The 18,098-nt window shown below is 60.6% G+C and carries 14 protein-coding genes and 3 tRNA genes; 2 read left to right on the forward strand and 15 right to left on the reverse strand.

Annotated features, from left to right (window positions below):
* Nucleotide 1: 1 nt before the first annotated feature.
* From ACTV8E_RS02270 to ACTV8E_RS02340, 15 genes are all read right to left on the reverse strand, one after another.
* Nucleotides 2-75 (reverse strand) — tRNA-Arg (locus ACTV8E_RS02270).
* A 74-nt stretch (nt 76-149) separates the two neighbouring features.
* Nucleotides 150-226, reverse strand: a tRNA-Arg gene (locus ACTV8E_RS02275).
* Nucleotides 227-280: 54 nt separating this feature from the next.
* Nucleotides 281-371 (reverse strand) — tRNA-Ser (locus ACTV8E_RS02280).
* Nucleotides 372-443: 72 nt separating this feature from the next.
* Nucleotides 444-629 (reverse strand): carbon storage regulator CsrA, encoded by a 186-nt coding sequence (csrA, locus tag ACTV8E_RS02285; RefSeq protein ID WP_084339110.1) that lies wholly within the window; start codon nt 627-629, stop codon nt 444-446.
* A gap of 182 nt (nt 630-811) precedes the next feature.
* Nucleotides 812-2,053, reverse strand: a complete 1,242-nt coding sequence (locus ACTV8E_RS02290) for an aspartate kinase (RefSeq protein ID WP_251837808.1) — start codon at nt 2,051-2,053, stop codon at nt 812-814.
* Between the two features lie 99 nt (nt 2,054-2,152).
* On the reverse strand, nt 2,153-4,777 hold the full coding sequence (gene alaS, locus ACTV8E_RS02295; protein ID WP_443198331.1) for an alanine--tRNA ligase: 2,625 nt from the start codon (nt 4,775-4,777) through the stop codon (nt 2,153-2,155).
* Nucleotides 4,778-4,899: 122 nt separating this feature from the next.
* On the reverse strand, nt 4,900-5,910 hold the full coding sequence (gene ltaE / locus ACTV8E_RS02300; protein WP_443198332.1) for a low-specificity L-threonine aldolase: 1,011 nt from the start codon (nt 5,908-5,910) through the stop codon (nt 4,900-4,902).
* A gap of 174 nt (nt 5,911-6,084) precedes the next feature.
* On the reverse strand, nt 6,085-6,378 hold the full coding sequence (locus ACTV8E_RS02305) for a topoisomerase II (protein ID WP_251837805.1): 294 nt from the start codon (nt 6,376-6,378) through the stop codon (nt 6,085-6,087).
* Nucleotides 6,379-6,589: 211 nt separating this feature from the next.
* Nucleotides 6,590-7,612 carry an arginine N-succinyltransferase gene (gene astA / locus ACTV8E_RS02310; protein WP_443198333.1) on the reverse strand — a complete coding sequence of 341 codons (1,023 nt, stop codon included), beginning with the start codon at nt 7,610-7,612 and terminating at the stop codon, nt 6,590-6,592.
* 94 nt (nt 7,613-7,706) lie between these two features.
* On the reverse strand, nt 7,707-8,726 hold the full coding sequence (gene aruF, locus ACTV8E_RS02315; RefSeq protein WP_443198334.1) for an arginine/ornithine succinyltransferase subunit alpha: 1,020 nt from the start codon (nt 8,724-8,726) through the stop codon (nt 7,707-7,709).
* A 37-nt stretch (nt 8,727-8,763) separates the two neighbouring features.
* Nucleotides 8,764-9,987 carry an aspartate aminotransferase family protein gene (locus tag ACTV8E_RS02320; protein WP_443198335.1) on the reverse strand — a complete coding sequence of 408 codons (1,224 nt, stop codon included), beginning with the start codon at nt 9,985-9,987 and terminating at the stop codon, nt 8,764-8,766.
* 174 nt (nt 9,988-10,161) lie between these two features.
* Nucleotides 10,162-11,154 carry a GlxA family transcriptional regulator gene (locus ACTV8E_RS02325; protein ID WP_251837801.1) on the reverse strand — a complete coding sequence of 331 codons (993 nt, stop codon included), beginning with the start codon at nt 11,152-11,154 and terminating at the stop codon, nt 10,162-10,164.
* A gap of 304 nt (nt 11,155-11,458) precedes the next feature.
* The gene (acs, locus tag ACTV8E_RS02330; protein ID WP_443198336.1) at nt 11,459-13,414 is read right to left on the reverse strand and encodes an acetate--CoA ligase; all 1,956 of its coding nucleotides are present in this window, start codon (nt 13,412-13,414) and stop codon (nt 11,459-11,461) included.
* Nucleotides 13,415-13,666: 252 nt separating this feature from the next.
* Nucleotides 13,667-14,665, reverse strand: a complete 999-nt coding sequence (locus ACTV8E_RS02335) for a DctP family TRAP transporter solute-binding subunit (RefSeq protein WP_251837799.1) — start codon at nt 14,663-14,665, stop codon at nt 13,667-13,669.
* A gap of 145 nt (nt 14,666-14,810) precedes the next feature.
* Nucleotides 14,811-15,710: a LysR family transcriptional regulator gene (locus tag ACTV8E_RS02340; protein WP_443198337.1), complete on the reverse strand. Its 900-nt coding sequence runs from the start codon at nt 15,708-15,710 to the stop codon at nt 14,811-14,813.
* A 177-nt stretch (nt 15,711-15,887) separates the two neighbouring features.
* Between ACTV8E_RS02340 and ACTV8E_RS02345 the strand changes: the two genes are divergently transcribed.
* Nucleotides 15,888-17,090, forward strand: a complete 1,203-nt coding sequence (locus tag ACTV8E_RS02345) for a CaiB/BaiF CoA transferase family protein (RefSeq protein WP_443198338.1) — start codon at nt 15,888-15,890, stop codon at nt 17,088-17,090.
* Complete coding sequence (locus tag ACTV8E_RS02350; RefSeq protein ID WP_443198339.1) at nt 17,090-18,022, forward strand: hydroxymethylglutaryl-CoA lyase; 933 nt, start codon at nt 17,090-17,092, stop codon at nt 18,020-18,022. Before ACTV8E_RS02345 ends, ACTV8E_RS02350 begins: the two co-directional genes overlap by 1 nt.
* The last annotated feature ends 76 nt before the right edge of the window (nt 18,023-18,098 follow it).

Raw genomic sequence — 18,098 nt, forward strand, 5'->3', positions numbered from 1 at the left:
GCGGACTCAGGAGGATTCGAACCTCCGACCGCTCGGTTCGTAGCCGAGTACTCTATCCAGCTGAGCTATGAGTCCGTAGGGCGCTTGATAAACCAGATCACCGCTGGTTGATGCGAGAAAACCATCATTACTGACAGCCTTCCCTGATGTGGCGGACTCAGGAGGATTCGAACCTCCGACCGCTCGGTTCGTAGCCGAGTACTCTATCCAGCTGAGCTATGAGTCCACATTTGCAACTTGTTTCGCGATTCTTACAACCAGCCGCGAAACTTGAAAATAATGGCGGAGAGGGGGGGATTCGAACCCCCGACACCCTTTTGAGATGTACTCCCTTAGCAGGGGAGCGCCTTCGGCCACTCGGCCACCTCTCCGCAACACGGGGCGCATGATATACAGCTTTACCCCGCTTGCAAAGCCTTTTTTATAAAAAAAAGTCAGATAAATTAATGGCTTGGTTCCTGATCCTTTTCCTTCTGGATGCGCTGGTAGATTTCCTCACGGTGTACGGCAACTTCTTTAGGAGCGTTCACGCCGATACGCACCTGGTTACCTTTCACGCCCAAAACAGTCACGGTGACTTCGTCACCTACCATGAGGGTTTCCCCTACCCGGCGAGTCAGAATCAGCATTCCTTTCTCCTTAATGGATTCTTCAGTAGTACAGGACAACAACAGTCTGCAAAAAAGGGAAGGTTCCACGCGAAGGGTGCGCTGACCTTCCAAATATTGACCGACCTGCGGGAAGCAAAATTTCCTTCAGACCCATCAAAAAGACAGAAGGCGCGCAATGCGCGCCTTCCAAACATCAGGATTCAAGCGTCCTGGCGGTGATCTGGAGCATCCAGTTCGAATGCGGTGTGCAGGGCACGCACAGCCAGTTCCAGGTATTTTTCTTCAACGACCACGGAAACCTTGATTTCCGACGTCGAGATCATCTGAATATTGATTCCTTCTTTGGCAAGGGCTTCGAACATGCGACTGGCCACTCCAGCGTGGGAGCGCATACCGACACCAACAATGGATACCTTGGCGATGCTGACGTTGCCTTTGACCTCGCGAGCGCCAATCTCGTCAGCGATCCCCTGCAGGATTCCCAGGGCATTTTCATAGTCTGGGTTGTTGACGGTAAAGGTGAAATCCGTGGTGTTATCGTGCGAAACGTTCTGCACGATCATATCCACTTCGATATTCGCAGCGCTGATCGGACCCAGGATCTTGAAGGCGACCCCGGGAGTATCCGGCACGCCACGAATGGTCAGCTTTGATTCGTCGCGGTTGAAAGCGATGCCAGAGATGATCGGCTGTTCCATGGATTCCTCTTCATCAAGGGTAATGAGGGTGCCCGGCCCCTCTTGAAAGCTGTGCAGCACGCGCAGCGGGACGTTGTATTTACCGGCAAATTCCACCGAACGGATCTGCAAGACCTTCGAACCAAGGCTGGCCATTTCCAGCATCTCTTCAAAGGTAATCCGCTCCAGGCGACGCGCCTTAGGTACGACGCGCGGGTCAGTGGTGTAGACCCCGTCCACATCGGTGTAAATCTGGCATTCATCGGCTTTCAGCGCCGCCGCCAGGGCGACACCCGTGGTGTCCGAACCGCCGCGGCCCAGCGTGGTGATGTTGCCGTGCTCGTCCACCCCTTGAAAACCGGCGACGACGACGACCTTGCCCATCTTGAGCTCAGCGCCGATCTTCTGCGCATCAATTTGCAGAATCCGCGCCTTGGTGTGGGTGCTGTCGGTGAGGATACGCACCTGGTTACCAGTAAAGGACACTGCCGGCACGCCGCGAGTGATCAACGCCATGGCCAATAGAGCAATAGTCACCTGCTCGCCGGTGGACACCATCATGTCCAGCTCACGCGGTACCGGCTTGCCATTGGTAATTTGTTTGGCCAGATCGATCAGGCGATTGGTCTCACCGCTCATGGCGGAAACCACCACGACGATATCGTCGCCGTTCTCCCGGAATTTCTTGATCTTCTCGGCTACCTGCTGGATGCGTTCAACGCTACCCACGGAGGTGCCTCCAAACTTTTGTACGATCAAAGCCATGTCAAAAACCGCCTGAGTCCTTGAAGGCGCCCATTAGACCCACCAGGGGTCAAACTACCAGGGTTCGCTGGGCGCGCTGCGAACCCTGGCTTTCAGCAATTACAGACCTTGTTCGACAAATCCCTCGGCCAATGCCAGGGCCTCGTCCAGTTTGCCGGCATCGCTGCCGCCGCCCTGGGCCATGTCCGGACGTCCACCACCCTTGCCACCAACGGCGGCTGCCGCCTGGCGCATCAAATCGCCGGCCTTGAGTTTGCTCGTCAGGTCCTGAGTCACGCCGGCTACCAGCACGACTTTGTCGTCCTGAACACCACCGAGCAGGATCACCGCACTGCCAAGCTTGTTCTTCAACTGATCGACCAGCGCCAGCAATGCCTTGCCATCCAGGCCGTCGAGACGCGCCGCCAGCACTTTTGCGCCCTTGACGTCGACTGCCGAGCCAGCCAGGTCACTACCGGCCGCGCTGGCAGCCTTGGCCTTGAGTTGCTCCAGTTCCTTTTCCAACTGACGGTTACGCTCAAGCACACCAGCCAGTTTTTCCAGCATGTTGTCGCGGCTGCCCTTGACCAGCTGCGCGGCTTCCTTGAGCTGCTCTTCGGCGGCATTCAGGTAGGCCAGCGCGAGTTCGCCGGTAACCGCTTCGATGCGGCGCACACCGGCGGCTACGCCGCCTTCGCTGGTGATCTTGAACAAGCCGATGTCACCGGTGCGCTTGACGTGGGTGCCGCCACACAGCTCGACGGAGAAACCGCCGCCCATGCTCAGCACACGCACCTGGTCGCCGTACTTTTCACCGAACAGCGCCATGGCGCCGCGAGACTTGGCCGTCTCGATATCAGTCTCCTCGATATCCACCGCCGTGTTCTTGCGAATCTCGGCGTTGACCCGATCTTCCAGCGCCTTGATTTGCTCGGGCTTGATCGCCTCGAAGTGACTGAAGTCGAAACGCAGGCGCTGGCTGTCCACAAGCGAACCTTTTTGCGACACATGCTCGCCCAGGATCTCGCGCAGCGCAGCGTGCAGCAGGTGAGTCGCCGAGTGGTTCAAAGCGGTTGCCTGACGCACCGAGGAATCGACGGTCGCATCGACCGCGGCCCCGACCTGCAAGCTGCCACTGTCCAGGATTCCATGGTGAAGATAGGCACCGCCGGCCTTGCTGGTATCACGCACATCGAAACGCAGGCCTTCGGCAGCAAGATAACCGCAGTCACCCACCTGACCGCCGGATTCGGCATAGAACGGCGTCTGGTCAAGCACCACCACGCCCTCTTCGCCCGCGTTCAGGCGCTCTACATTCATGCCTTCCTTGAACAGCGCGACCACCTTGCCGCTGCCCGACGTGCCCTGGTAACCGATAAAGCGCGTCTCGCCCTCTACCTTCACCAGGCTGTTATAGTCAAGGCCGAACGCACTGGCGGAGCGTGCGCGCTCGCGCTGGGCATCCATCTCACGCTCAAAGCCCTGCTCATCGATGGTCAGCTCGCGCTCGCGGGCGATATCGGCGGTCAGGTCAACCGGGAAGCCGTAGGTGTCGTACAACTTGAACACCACATCGCCGGGGATGACCGTGCCAGACAGCTCAGCCAGATCCTGCTCAAGAATCTTCAGGCCCTGCTCCAGGGTCTTGGCGAACTGCTCTTCCTCGGTCTTCAGAACGCGCTCGATCTGCGCCTGCTGCTGTTTCAATTCGGGGAAGGCTTCGCCCATCTCGGCCACCAGCGCGGCGACAATCTTGTGGAAAAAGCTGCCCTTGGCACCCAGCTTGTTACCGTGGCGGCAGGCGCGGCGAACGATACGGCGCAGCACATAGCCACGGCCTTCGTTAGACGGCGTCACGCCGTCAGCAATCAGGAAGCCGCAGGAACGAATGTGATCGGCAACCACTTTCAGCGAGGCCTGACCTTCATTGGCGCAGCCGATGGCGGCTGCCGACGCATTCAACAAGCTCTGGAACAAGTCGATCTCGTAGTTCGAGTTGACATGCTGCAACACCGCGCTAATGCGCTCCAGGCCCATGCCGGTGTCTACGCTCGGCGCCGGCAGCGGGTGCATCACACCGTCTGCAGTGCGGTTGAACTGCATGAACACGTTGTTCCAGATTTCGATGTAGCGGTCGCCGTCCTCTTCCGGCGAGCCGGGCGGGCCACCCCAAATGTGCTCGCCATGGTCGAAGAAGATTTCGGTGCACGGACCGCAAGGGCCGGTATCGCCCATCGCCCAAAAGTTGTCCGAGGCGTAAGGCGCACCCTTGTTGTCGCCAATGCGCACCATGCGCTCGGCCGGCACGCCGATTTGCTGGGTCCAGATATCGTAGGCCTCATCATCACTGGCATAGACGGTGACCCACAGTTTCTCGGCAGGCAGGCCCAGCCATTGCGGCGAAGTGAGGAATTCCCAGGCGTAATGAATCGCGTCGCGCTTGAAGTAATCGCCGAAGCTGAAGTTACCCAGCATCTCGAAGAACGTATGGTGGCGTGCGGTATAACCGACGTTTTCCAGATCGTTATGCTTGCCGCCGGCGCGCACGCACTTCTGGCTGGTGGTTGCGCGGGTATAGGCGCGCTTTTCCAAGCCGAGGAAACAGTCCTTGAACTGATTCATGCCCGCATTGGTAAACAGCAAGGTCGGATCATTCGCCGGAATCAGCGAACTGGAGGCCACACGGGTGTGCCCCTTCTCTTCGAAGAAGCGAAGGAAGGCTTCACGGATTTCTGCGCTTTTCATAAATTCTTCCAGAAAACGGCGGTGGCCCAAACGCCACGCGGATAGCCGGCAAAGGGCGGCATTATATCGACCCGAGACCGTTGATGCAGCGCTTTGTTCAATTGGCAGGGTCAATTGGATAGTCAGGTTTTTTCAATGCGAAACGCCTTGAAAAGGTCAATCACCTTGACTATATCGGCAGCGCCGACGTCGATATGAGTCACCAGGCGCATACGTGGCGCCGCGGTGAGGCGAATCTGTCGTGCGGCCGCGTACTGCTGCAGCGCCTGTGCGTGCTCGCCAACCTGCACATAAACCATGTTGGTCTGCACCGGCTCCACCGCCCACCCATGCTCACTCAAACCCTCGCCCAGGCGTTGCGCGTTGGCGTGATCCTCGGCCAGACGCTCGACCTGGTGGTCCAATGCATACATCCCAGCCGCAGCCAGAATGCCGGCCTGGCGCATGCCGCCCCCCAACACTTTGCGCCAGCGGCGCGCCTTGTCAATAAGCGCCTCTGAACCGCATAGCACCGAGCCAACCGGCGCACCCAGGCCTTTGGACAAGCACACAGAAACCGAATCGAAATGCCTGGCGATCTCCGTTGGCGATACGCCCAGACGCACCGAGGCATTGAACAGCCGCGCTCCGTCGAGGTGCAGAGCCAGGCCATGCTGATGAGTGAAGGCACGCGCCGCCGCCAGATACTCGAGCGGCAGCACTTTGCCCTGCATGGTGTTTTCCAGCGCCAGCAAGCGTGTGCGTGCGAAGTGGAAGTCGTTTGCCTTGATGGCCGCCTTGACCCGATCCAGATCCAGCGAGCCGTCGATGTCCATTTCCACCGGCTGCGGCTGGATGGAACCCAGTACAGCCGCCCCGCCGCCTTCGTATTTGTAGGTATGCGCTTGCTGGCCGACGATGTATTCGTCGCCGCGCTCGCAATGCGCCATCAGGCCCAGCAGGTTGCTCATCGTACCGGTGGGTACGAACAGCGCCGCGGCAAAGCCAAGCCGTTCGGCCAGGGTTTGCTGCAATGCATTAACGGCGGGGTCTTCACCGTAGACGTCGTCGCCGAGCTGAGCCGTGAGCATCGCTTCGCGCATGCCAGGGGTGGGCTGAGTGACGGTGTCGCTGCGCAAATCGATGACAGGCATTGCACGCCTCCCTATATAAGACATGAGGACTGCTCTGGATGGGCACCGGCAGCAATAAATCGCCACTCACAATCGCCACTGAAAGCGCTGGGCGCGGTGAATTGGGGTCAACAGCTGCGCCGCCGGATACCAGCGCTACCTCTACGCCAAGCAGCGTTTGCTGCCGCTAGCAGATCAATGGTCGTGATTGCAGTCCGGACCATGGACGTGCTCGTCATCGCCCTCAAGGTCGGCGGGCTCCATTTCCAGCTGCAGGCTTACCAGGTTGGTCGCCAACGGACGCAGCAAGAGGTTGGCGTATTCGGTGTCGTTTTCGTCGACATCCACACCAATCATCAACTGACCGTTGCCCACCTGCTGAATCCACACCTCCCGGCCCTGCCACATCACGGCAAAACGGGTGCAGGTGGTTTCCAGCTGGGTGCCATCGGTGTCTTCAAGAATCAGTTGCAGAGGGGCATCGCTCATATCAATCTCCTAAGGGAAAAGCAATGAACGGCAGGTAGCCGACAGCAGCACTGTCGATTCATTTGCCGTTCATTCGTTAGAAAGGTGTAGGGGCCGCAGTTTAAAGCGCTGCTTCCGCTCATCCAATCCCGCATCGCACCGAATGCGCAAATGCGGATCAGACACATCGTTTTCCGCCGGACGGTCATGAGCAAAGCGGACAGGCCCATGATCAGGTGAGGTTATCGGCTCGCAGCGGCACGGCGCGCACTTGAGCACCCGGCGACAAGCCCAGCCGCCGAGCTGTCTGCGGATCAACCACCAGAGTCCCGGCCGCCATGCGGGCTTGTCCCACCGTCACTCGGCATTCTTCGCGCTTGCGGTTGTGAATCAGGAAATCACTGGCGTCATCGCCGGGCGTACCTACTGCCAGCACCAGCAAGCGACTGTCGCGCACCGCGCGGATCTTGGCGGTCTCACATTCCAGTGCCGGGCCGCCGTCAAAAATATCGACGTAGCCCTGATGGGTAAAACCCTCGCTCTGCAGCATGGTCAGCGCCGGCTCGCTTTCCGCATGAACCTTGCCCAGCGCCTCGCGCGCCTCCTCAGACAGGAAGCAGGTATACAGCGGAAACTTGGGCATCAGTTGGGCGATGAAAGCCTTGTTGCCGACACCGGTAAGGTAATCGGCGCGGCTGAATTCCATCTTGAAGAAATGCCGCCCCAGACATTCCCAAAATGGGGCGCGGCCTTCGGCATCGGAAATTCCGCGCATTTCGGCGATCACCTTGTCGGCGAACAGTGAGCGAAACTCGGCCACAAACAACAGGCGCGCCTTGGACAGCAGCCGACCATTGAGGCCTGTACGGTGATCGGCATGCAGGAACAACGAACACATCTCGGTATTGCCGGTCAGGTCGTTGGCCAGGAACAACGTCGGAATCTGCCGATGAATGTTCAGCTCCAGCGAGGCGCACACGGTGAGCCCGACCCGGTAGTTGTACCAGGGCTGACGCAGGCCAACCGCGCCGGTTATGGCCGAAATCCCCACCACCTTGCCGTCATCGTCTTCCAGCACGAACAAGTAATCAGCATCCGCCGCTGCCGCCTCGCCGCGGAAACTGACTTGTGCCCAGGCAATGCGCTGCGCCAGGCGCTCCTCGCTCTCCGGCAGCGAGGTGAGGCCAGCCCCCGTGCTGCGCGCCAGGTCGACCAGCGCCGGCAAATCGGCACTGCGTACGGGACGAACGATCATGACTCCTCCGTATGGCTGCCAGCCGCACACTGCACGCCACGGGTTGTAACGCTCCCGGTTAGGCCGACAATGGCGCACCACATGACATCTGTATTCAAATTGCGATCAACCTGACAGTAGCGCCTTCGCCTACGCCCAGCGCTTCGGCCGTTACGCGGTCGAGGCGCACCGGGGCGCCGGCCTCCCAATCGAGACTCACTGCGATGGCGCGAAAATCCTGCAGCAACCCATTGGCCAGCAGGTAGGGCCGCCCGCCGGTGCGCATCGGCTGATCGTTCAGCTGCACCGGCAGCACCTGGCTCTGGGCGATCGAACGAATGCCTGACGTACGTGCATGCAGGGTCGGACCGCCATCGAAGATATCGATGTAATGCTCGGTCTCGAAGCCTTCACGCGTGAGGATGTCGAAAGAGTCTTGCGCCTGCGGATGCACCTGCCCCATGGCCTCTTGAGCGGCATCGGACAGCAGCGGCACATAGATAGGGTAATGCGGCATCAGCTCGGCCAGGTAGCTGCGGCTTTTCACGCCGGAAAGATGCTCGGCCTCGGCATAACTCATGTCGAAGAAATTACGCCCTACTCCATCCCAGAATGGCGAGTCGCCGTTGTCGTCACTGTCGCCGATGATCTCCACCACCACCGCCTCGGCGAAACGCTCCGGGTGGCTGGCGATGAACAGCAGTCGTCCTCGCGACACCAGCTCGCTGGCCAGCAACGACTCAGACCGCTCGACGAAAAAGCTGGTCAGCAAGGTGTTGCCGGTCAGGTCGTGACACAGCGACAGAGCATGGGTCTTGTTGTGAATGTTCAGCTCGCGGGACGCATGCACGAAGGTTTCGTTGCGAAAGGTGTAGAAGGGCTCGGAATAGCCGGCCGAAGCCACCAATCCCGAGCATCCCAGCAACCGCCCGCTGGAGCTGTCCTCAAGCACGAAGAAGTAGCTTTCCTCGCCATTGAAGATCACCTCGGCTGCAAACGAGGCTTCCGAGGCCAGGATCTTTTCACGCAGCCGTTCCACATCATCAGGCAACGACGTGACGCCCAGCGGACTGTCCGCAGCCAGGCGCTTGACTTCAGCCAGGTCGGAAAGTTGCGCGGGGCGCATCACCAGCATGCTGTGACTCCTGTTGTGGGGGGGCGGTACGGACCTGTCAGCCCTGGTTGACCAGGCGCGCCACGGCACGCTCGAAACGGTTCAAGCCTTCGTCGATATCCGCCTCGTCGATCACCAGGCTGGGAGCGAAGCGCACCACGTCGGGGCCGGCCTGCAGAACCATCAGGGCCTCCTTCTCGGCGGCGGCCAGAACCTGGCCCGCCTTGCCCAGCCAGCCTTCGGTGAGCTGCGCACCGATCAGCAGGCCGCGTCCGCGAATCTCGTCAAACAGGCCGTATTGCGCACCGATCTGCTGCAGGCGTGTCTTGAAGATTTCGTGGCGAGCTTTGACGCCATTGAGCACTTCGGGGGTGTTGACGATATCCAGCACCGCCCCGCCTACCGCGCAACCCAGCGGGTTGCCTCCGTAGGTGGTGCCGTGCACACCCACCGAGAAATAACCGGCCAGCTCCTGGGTGGTCAGGATCGAGGCAATCGGGAAGCCGCCGCCCAGGCTCTTGGCGCTGGACAGAATGTCCGGCACCACGTGGTGGTGCATGTAGGCGAACAGGTCGCCGGTACGGCCAACCCCGGTCTGCACTTCGTCGAAGATCAACAGCGCATTATGCTTGTCGCACAGCTTGCGTACGCCTTCCAGGTAGGCTTGCTCGGCCGGACGAATCCCGCTTTCGCCCTGGATCGGCTCCAGCACTACGGCACAGGTCTTGTCGGAAATGGTCGCTTCCAGCGCCGCCAGATCATTGAACGGGACGTGGGTGATGCCCTGTGGCTTGGGCCCGAAGCCATCGGAGTATTTCGGCTGGCCAGCCACGCTCACGGTAAAGAAGGTGCGACCGTGGAAGCTGTTGAGCGCAGAGATAATTTCGTGCTTCTCAGGACCGAAGCGGTCATGGGCAACGCGGCGAGCAAGCTTGAAGGCGGCCTCGTTGGCCTCGGCGCCGGAGTTGCAGAAGAACACCCGCTCGGCAAAGGTGGCGTTCACCAGCTTCTGGGCCAGGCGCAATGCCGGCTCGTTGGTGAATACGTTGGAGACGTGCCAGAGCTGGCCGGCCTGCTCGGTGAGCGCCTCGACCAGTCGGGGGTGACAATGCCCCAGCACGTTCACCGCAATGCCACCGGAGAAGTCGATCAGCTCTCGGCCACTCTGGTCCCAGACCCGAGAGCCTTCGCCACGCACGGGAATAAAGGCGGCGGGCGCATAGTTGGGAACCATGACCTGATCGAAATCAGCGCGTTTAACGGGCACGTGTGGAGCGGACATCGAGACGTTCTCCTGCCATGTCTGGCCAAGATGAGAGTGTTGGAAATTCTTGCGAAGCATGACCATCGCCAGGCGAAGGCTGCTCGGCAGAACGCGCCGGGGCCATCCGGCTGGCCCGGCAGCGCAGTTTAATCACTGTTGATTCCAGTGTGCGCCTATTCACGAAAAAAACTGTCAGCCTCGATCTGCCGGCGCCGACGGCGTGGTCAGGTCGAACGGCGTGCCACTGCGACGCTGGTTGCGATCTTCACGCGGCGTGGCGCCAAAGAAATTGCGGTAAGCGCTGGAAAAATGCGGCCCCGAGGAGAATCCACACGACAGGCCGATCTGGATAATCGACTTGCTGGTCTGGATGAGCATCTGGCGCGCCTTGTTCAGGCGCAGCTCCAAGTAATACTGACTGGGCACACGGTTGAGGTACTGCTTGAAGATACGTTCCAGCTGCCGGCGCGATACGCTCACATGCTGGGCGATTTCGTCGGTGGTCAGCGGCTCCTCGATATTGGCCTCCATCAGCAGTACCGCCTGGGTCAGCTTGGGGTGGCTGGAGCCAATGCGATTCTGCAGCGGTACGCGCTGGCGCTCACTGCCCTCGCGGATCCGCTCGACCACCAGCTCCTCACTCACCGCGCCGGCCAGTTCCGCGCCATGATCACGCGTGAGCACCGCCAGAAACAGATCGAGCACGGCCAAACCGCCACAGGCGCTCAGGCGATCGCGGTCCCACTCGAACAGGTAGCTGGTAGCGACCACTTTGGGGAAGCGTTCGATGAAATCATCCAGCCAACGCCAATGCACGGCAGCGCGATAGCCATCGAGCAATCCCAATAATGCCAGGGGGTATACACCGGCAGACAGTGCACCCAACTGACAGCCGCTGCGCGCCAGTTGCTTGAGCATGGCGGTCAAAGTCGGCGACACCGCACGCGGCGGCTCGTCAGCCACTAGAAACAGGCGCGACAATCCTTCCAGCGAATCTTCCACCAGACTGCCGCCAGGCAAGCGCCAGGCAGCGTTCGACGGCATTTCTTCCACCTGAAAGAAGTGCAGATCGTACATAACATCCGGGTGAACATGCTGGGCGACACGAAGCGCTTCTTCGGCCAGGGCCAGTGTCGTCGCGCGGGTGCCTGGCCAAACAAGGAAACCGATTCTAGAGGCAGTCATGGCGGAGCAGTTTAGCCTCACAAAGGCCTGTTTGAGGCTAAGAGAAGACAGTACAAGCGGTTAAATGCGCACTGCATCAAGCGCTTGCACGCGGCGGCTGACACACAAAGACGTCATTCTAACGGCAGAACGCCAGGCCGAACAACGCAGCACATAAGAACGGTATATTTCTGCGGCGCTTCGCCTGTGTTAGGCAGCACTACGACCTCGCCAAGGGTTGAAGCTGCAGCTGACTGCAAGGCTTTTTTGCGGTCGAGGAAGACGGCTTCCTACTAGCGCTTGCGCCTGCGGGAAGCCGCAGCGCTCAGGCGCTGTGCAGGCCTCGGTGGGTTTCGATCAGGTCTTGCACCACACTGGGGTCGGCCAAGGTGGAGATGTCGCCGAGGCTTTCATAGTCGCCGGTGGCAATCTTGCGCAGGATCCGGCGCATGATCTTGCCCGAACGGGTCTTGGGCAGGCTGGCGGCAAACTGAATCACCTCTGGCACGGCAATCGGGCCAATTTCATGGCGCACCCATTGCTTGAGTTCCTGACTCAACTCCTCGGACGAATGCTCCCCAGTGTTCAGGCTGACGTACACATAGATGCCCTGACCCTTGAGGTCATGGGGCACACCCACCGCCGCCGCCTCGGCCACCTTGGGATGGGCGACCATGGCACTTTCGATCTCGGCGGTACCCATGCGGTGCCCGGAGATGTTCAACACATCATCCACCCGCCCGGTGATCCAGTAGTAGCCGTCCTCGTCGCGGCGCGCGCCATCACCGGTGAAGTACATGCCCCGATAGGTCTTGAAGTAGGTGTCGACAAACCGGTCGTGGTCGCGATAGATGCTGCGCATCTGCCCCGGCCAGGAGTCGAGAATCACCAGGTTGCCTTCCGCGACGCCCTCCAACAGATTGCCCTGGTTATCGACGATACCGGGAACCACACCGAAGAACGGCCGGGTCGCCGAACCCGGTTTAAGCGCTGTCGCGCCCGGTAACGGACTGATCAGGATGCCGCCGGTTTCGGTCTGCCACCAGGTGTCGACGATCGGGCAGCGTGACTGGCCAACGGTCTCGTAGTACCAATGCCAGGCTTGCGGATTGATCGGCTCGCCTACCGAGCCCAGCAGGCGCAGGCTGGAGCCGTCAGCGCCTTCAACCGCCGCCTTGCCTTGGGCCATCATGGCCCGGATGGCCGTAGGCGCGGTGTAGAGAATGTTGACCTTGTGCTTGTCGATGATTTTTGCCACACGCGTCACGTCGGGGTAGTTGGGCACACCCTCGTACATCAGGGTGGTAGCCCCGTTGGCCAACGGTCCGTAGAGAATATAACTGTGCCCGGTCACCCAGCCGACGTCAGCGGTGCACCAGAACACCTCGCCGGGCCGATAATCGAAGACTTTCTCGTGGGTCAACGCGACAAACACCAGATAGCCCGCCGTGGTATGCAGCACACCCTTGGGTTTGCCGGTGGAGCCTGAGGTATAGAGGATGAACAGGGGCTCCTCAGCACCCATCTCCTTGGGGGCGCAGACGCTGCCTGCGACTCGCATCAGATCGTCATAGGCAAGGTCACGGTGCGGGTACCAGTTGATCTCGCCGCCGGTGCGCTTGACCACGATGACGTTCTGGATGCTGCGCGTCTCCGGGTGAGTCAGGGCCTGGTCGACGTTGGCCTTGAGCGGGATACGCTTGCCGCCCCGCAGGGCTTCGTCCGCGGTGATCACCAATTTGGAATTGCAATCGATGATGCGCCCGGCCAGGGCCTCGGGCGAAAAACCGCCAAACACCACCGAATGGATCGCCCCGATCCGTGCGCAGGCGAGCATCGCCACCGCGGCCTCGGGAATCATCGGCATATAAATGGTCACGACGTCGCCACGGTGTACATCCTGGCCGCGCAACGCATTGGCGAACTTTGACACTTGCTCGTGCAATTCGCGGTAGGTGATCACCTTGTGTTCGGAAGGATCATCACCTTCCCAAATGATCGCCGCTTGGTCGCCGCGCTCTTCCAAGTGGCGGTCCAGGCAGTTGGCGGAAACGTTGAGGGTGCCGTCGGCGAACCATTTGATATCCACATGGTGATCGTCGAACGAGGTTTGCTTCACCCGGCTAAAGGGTTTGATCCAGTCGATCCGTTCGGCCTGCTCGCGCCAGAAACCGTCCGGATTAACCACCGACTGCTGATACAGCGCCTTGTAGGTCGCTTCATCGGTCAACGTGTGTGCGGCGACCTCAGGCTGCACGGGATACAGGGATTCGGCACTCATTGGGCTGTCCTCGTCTTGCCTTCCTTGATATGAGTGCGGCCTGCGAGTCGGCGAGCCCTTACCCGGCCAAAGGCGGGGCCCGGGTCACTACCGGCAACGCCAGGAAGCACGCTTTCGAAAAGCATAGACCCCTGATTCGAAAAGGCCGCGTGCGACCATGGTAGGTTTTCGGCTCGGGAACCTTACAACGCCCCGTAAGAAAAACGGCCGGCAGAATGGCTGCCGGCCGCGGATAACGCCCAAGTAAGCGGGTCAGCGCTGATTCGACGCCTGAGCGGCCTGAATCAGTTCAGCGCCGATTTCAGCCTCGAACTTCGCCCAGGCCGGACGCACAGCGTCACGCCAGGCAGCACGTTGCTCGGCGGTCAGCTGCAGGATCTCGCTTTTGCCAGAGGCTACGATGTTCTGCCTGGCCGTTTCATTCAGCGCCTCGGCCTGGCGATTCACCTCGGTGGTCACCTCTTCGATGATGTTCTCCAGCTCGCTGCGTACCGGAGCCGGCAAGCCGTTCCAGAATTGCGTGTTGGTGATCAGCAGGTAGTTGCCAATCGCATGACTGGACTCGGTCATGTACTTCTGAACTTCGTGATACTTCTGGCTGTAGATGTTCGACCAGGGGTTGTCCTGAGCATTGACCACCCCGGTCTGCAGACCCTGATAGATTTCCGCAAAGGACATCTTGCGCGGTACGGCGCGCAGCGCAGTGTATTGCGCGGCCTGCAGATCCGAGGGCTGCACGCGGAACTTCAACCCGCGCGCATTGGCCGGCTCGCGCAGCGGCGTGTTGGCGGTGAAATGGCGCATGCCGTTGAGCCAGTAGGCCAGGCCGGTGATGCCCTTGGCTTCCATCGAGCGCAACATGGCCCGGCCCTTATCCGACTGCTGGAAACGCTGAGCAGCGGCGACGTCATCAAACAGGAACATCAGATCGAACAGCTGCAGTTGCTTGGTGTACTGCTCCAGCTTGGAAGGCGCCGGTGCGAGCATCTGCACCTCGTTCATCAGCAGCGCTTCCATCTCCTTGCCATCGCCGTACAGCGAAGAGTTGGAGAATACCTGTACTTCGACCTGGCCCGGCAGGCGTTCGGCGACGAGTTTTTGGAACATCAATGCGCCTTGACCCTTGGGCGTGGTGTCGGCGGTGATGTGGGAGAACTTGATGAGGATCGGGTCGGCCTGGGCGCTGAGCGCACAGAACAGGGCCGAGGCGGCGAACAAGCGGGTGACGCGATTAAAGGTGAGTCGTGACATGGGAAGCTCCGTTTTGTAATTGTTGAGCCATGCAAGCCTCTGGACTCTACCCCGGCACTTTCATCCGCTGACATTCACATTTGAGGAAGCTCGACTTCGTGGTTCACGAAACCACTCGTCAATCATGCGTGAAAACACGCTGTTCTCATGCCTCTCCTTCGCCGTTGGTGAGGTGCTCGAGCATCTGCCGCGCAGTCACCGATAACCCTTGCAGATTGCGCACGCCGATCTTCAGCTCGCGCCGTGCCCAGGCATCACTCAACGGAACAGTGGCGACTTCGAGCGTGGGCAGATAATTGCTGACGACCTGCGCCGGCAACACGCCGATGCCCATACCGGTGTGGATCATCCGGCAGATCGCCTCGAAACTGCGCACCTGGATGCGCAAGCGCAAGGGAATGCCTTGCTGCTGGGCCGACTGCTGCAGCAGCGTGTGCAGCGAGGCATCCTGCTGCAGACCGATGAAGTCGTAGGCGGCCGCGTCACGCAACGCCAGGCATTCGCGCGTCGCCAGCGGATGTTCGCGCGGCGTGACCAGCACCAGTTGATCCTGGCGGTAGGGGAACACCTGCAATTCTTCCACCGGCAGGTGGCCGGCAAAAATGCCGATGTCGGTCAGGCCCTCGCGCAACGCGCGCAAGGTATCGGTGCTGACCCGCTCTTCCAGATCGATTTTCACCTGCGGGTGCAGACGGCTGAACACGCTGAGGTCTTCAGGCAGAAACTGGATCACCGCCGAGGTGTTGGCATGAATGCGCACATGGCCTTTGACGCCCTCGCTGAATTCGCTGAGATCGGCATTCATCCGCTGCAGGTTGTCCAGCACATTGCGCGCATGGTGCAACAAGGCATGCCCGGCCGGCGTCAGCTCGACGCCCTTGGGCTGGCGGTAGAGCAGGCTGATGCCCAGCTGACTTTCCAGATCGCTGACGCGCTTGCTCACCGCCGCCAGCGCCAGGTGCTCGCGTTCAGCAGCGCGGGTCAGGCTGCGCTCATCGGCAACCGCGACGAACACCCGCAACGTAGTCAAATCAAACCGGCGCATAACACACTCCGCTTTCGTGGGAAGCGAAGCATGCATCAGGAACTCCCGATTTCACAAAGGATTCAGGCCATTCGCTTCGTGAACCACGAAGCCTGGCTTGCCGATTGAGCAATTGTCCCTCTGCCTGCCCTGCGCCATGCTGGGCTCCATGAAACTCCCTTGCACAGGTGATGAGCAATGACGGAACGAACAGATGCGGGCCTGCCGCTGCAAGGCGTCAAGGTCCTGGAAATGGGCCAATTGATTGCCGGCCCTTTCGCCAGCAAGCTGCTCGGCGAATTCGGCGCCGAGGTGATCAAGATCGAGCCGCCGGGTGTTGGCGACCCGCTGCGCAAATGGCGCAAGCTCAAGGACGGCACCTCACTGTGGTGGCATGTGCAGTCACGCAACAAGCAGTCGATCACCCTCGACCTCAAGGCCGCCGAAGGTCAGGACATCGTGCGCCGCCTGGTGGCCGAGGCCGACATACTGGTGGAAAACTTTCGCCCCGGCACCCTGGAAGGCTGGGGTCTGGGCTGGGACGAATTGGAACAGATCAATCCTCGTCTGATCATGCTGCGCATCTCCGGTTACGGCCAGACCGGCCCTTACCGCGACCTGCCCGGTTTTGGCGTAATCGGCGAAGCCATGGGCGGCCTGCGCCATCTCACCGGCTATCCTGGCCAGCCGCCGGTGCGCGTGGGCGTGAGCATCGGTGATTCGCTGTCCTCGCTGTACGGCGTCATCGGCGTGCTGCTTGCCTTGCAAGAGCGCCAGCGCAGCGGCAAGGGCCAGTCCATCGATGTCGCGCTCTATGAATCGGTGTTCGGGATGATGGAAAGCCTGATCCCCGAATATGACGCCTTCGGCCATGTGCGTGAACCGGCCGGCAGCGCCCTGCCCGGCATTACCCCGTCGAATTCCTACCGCTGCAACGACGGCAGCTATGTGCTGATCGCTGGCAACGGCGACAGCATTTACAAGCGCTTGATGAACTTGATTGGCCGCCCGGAGCTGGGTGACGACCCGCGCTTCGCCCACAACGACGGCCGCAGCCAGCACGCCGAACTGATCGACGCCGCCATTGGCGAATGGACCGCGCGCCACAGCCGCACCGAGATCATCGAAGCGCTCAAGGGCGCACGGGTACCGGCCGGCTATCCGTATACCGCCGCCGACATCGTGCAGGATCCGCATTATTTGGCGCGGCAGATGATCGAGCAGGTACAGACCTTCGCCGGGCCGCTGAAAGTGCCGGGCGTGCTGCCCAAGCTCAGCCGCACGCCGGGCCGCATTGGCACGGGCGGCCCGCAATTGGGCGAGCACACTGATGACGTATTGGCCGGGCTCGGCCTCACCGACGAACAGCGCGAAGGCCTGCGCGCCCGAGGAATTATCTGATGAGCACGCGTCTGTATATCCAGGAAGTTGCCACCCGCGACGGTTTCCAGATCGAATCCAGCTTCATCCCCACCGAAGACAAGATCGCACTCATCGACCGGCTCTCGGAAACCGGGCTGGCGAAAATTGAAGTCACCTCCTTCACCTCGCCCAAGGCCATCCCCAACTTGCGCGATGCCGAAGACGTCATGCGCGGCATCCGCCGCGTAGCAGGCGTCGAGTACACCGTACTGGTGCCCAACGTAAAAGGGTGCGAACGCGCGCTGGCCTGCGAGGTGGACGAGATCAACCTGGTGATGTCGGCCAGCGACACCCACGGCCTGGCCAACCTGCGCATGACGCCCGAGCAGTCGCTGGAGCAGTTCAAGTCGATCATCGAAGTCACGCGCGGCACCGGCGTGTTCATCAACGCCTCGCTGTCCACCGCCTTCGGGTGCCCATTCGAGGGTGCCGTCGCGGAAGACCGCGTTTACACCCTGATCCAGCGCCTGCTGGACATCGGTGTACAAGGCATCACATTGTGCGACACCACCGGCATGGCTGATCCGGCGCAGGTCGGGCGCCTCTGTGCCGAAGCAAGACGCCGCTGGCCGGAGGCGGTGTTCACCGCACATTTTCACAACACCCGTGGCATGGGCCTGGCCAATGCCTTGGCGGCACTGAACGCCGGCATCGACCGCTTCGATGCGTCCTTGGGGGGGCTGGGGGGCTGTCCCTACGCACCGGGCGCCAGCGGCAATATCTGCACCGAGGACCTGGTGCATATGTTTCAGCGCATGGGGCTGGAAACCGGCGTCGATCTGGACCGTCTGCTGGCGGCCGCAACCTCCCTTCCCGCTTTGATCGGCCACGATGTCCCCGGCTCCATCCTCAAGGCCGGCAAGGCTGATCGACGTCACCCGAAGCCGCAGTGGATGCACGCGCAGGACTGACCTGCTTCTGCCCCAAAAAAAAAGTGATTTTGCAGGCCGGGTTGCACCAGCAGCCAACCCGGCAATCACTTTTTTT

The sequence above is a fragment of the Pseudomonas sp. B392_1p genome, assembly GCF_052245235.1.
GTDB lineage: Bacteria > Pseudomonadota > Gammaproteobacteria > Pseudomonadales > Pseudomonadaceae > Serpens > Serpens gallinarum.

Coding starts and splice junctions, on each gene's coding strand:
- ACTV8E_RS02340 (WP_443198337.1), bottom strand. CDS start 15,710: ATGCGCCGGTTTGATTTGACTACGTTGCGGGTGTTCGTCGCGGTTGCC.
- ltaE (WP_443198332.1), bottom strand. CDS start 5,910: ATGCCTGTCATCGATTTGCGCAGCGACACCGTCACTCAGCCCACCCCT.
- astA (WP_443198333.1), bottom strand. CDS start 7,612: ATGATCGTTCGTCCCGTACGCAGTGCCGATTTGCCGGCGCTGGTCGAC.
- alaS (WP_443198331.1), bottom strand. CDS start 4,777: ATGAAAAGCGCAGAAATCCGTGAAGCCTTCCTTCGCTTCTTCGAAGAG.
- ACTV8E_RS02350 (WP_443198339.1), top strand. CDS start 17,090: ATGAGCACGCGTCTGTATATCCAGGAAGTTGCCACCCGCGACGGTTTC.
- ACTV8E_RS02345 (WP_443198338.1), top strand. CDS start 15,888: ATGACGGAACGAACAGATGCGGGCCTGCCGCTGCAAGGCGTCAAGGTC.
- ACTV8E_RS02305 (WP_251837805.1), bottom strand. CDS start 6,378: ATGAGCGATGCCCCTCTGCAACTGATTCTTGAAGACACCGATGGCACC.
- ACTV8E_RS02320 (WP_443198335.1), bottom strand. CDS start 9,987: ATGTCCGCTCCACACGTGCCCGTTAAACGCGCTGATTTCGATCAGGTC.
- ACTV8E_RS02335 (WP_251837799.1), bottom strand. CDS start 14,665: ATGTCACGACTCACCTTTAATCGCGTCACCCGCTTGTTCGCCGCCTCG.
- ACTV8E_RS02325 (WP_251837801.1), bottom strand. CDS start 11,154: ATGACTGCCTCTAGAATCGGTTTCCTTGTTTGGCCAGGCACCCGCGCG.
- ACTV8E_RS02290 (WP_251837808.1), bottom strand. CDS start 2,053: ATGGCTTTGATCGTACAAAAGTTTGGAGGCACCTCCGTGGGTAGCGTT.
- csrA (WP_084339110.1), bottom strand. CDS start 629: ATGCTGATTCTGACTCGCCGGGTAGGGGAAACCCTCATGGTAGGTGAC.
- acs (WP_443198336.1), bottom strand. CDS start 13,414: ATGAGTGCCGAATCCCTGTATCCCGTGCAGCCTGAGGTCGCCGCACAC.
- aruF (WP_443198334.1), bottom strand. CDS start 8,726: ATGCTGGTGATGCGCCCCGCGCAACTTTCCGACCTGGCTGAAGTCAAG.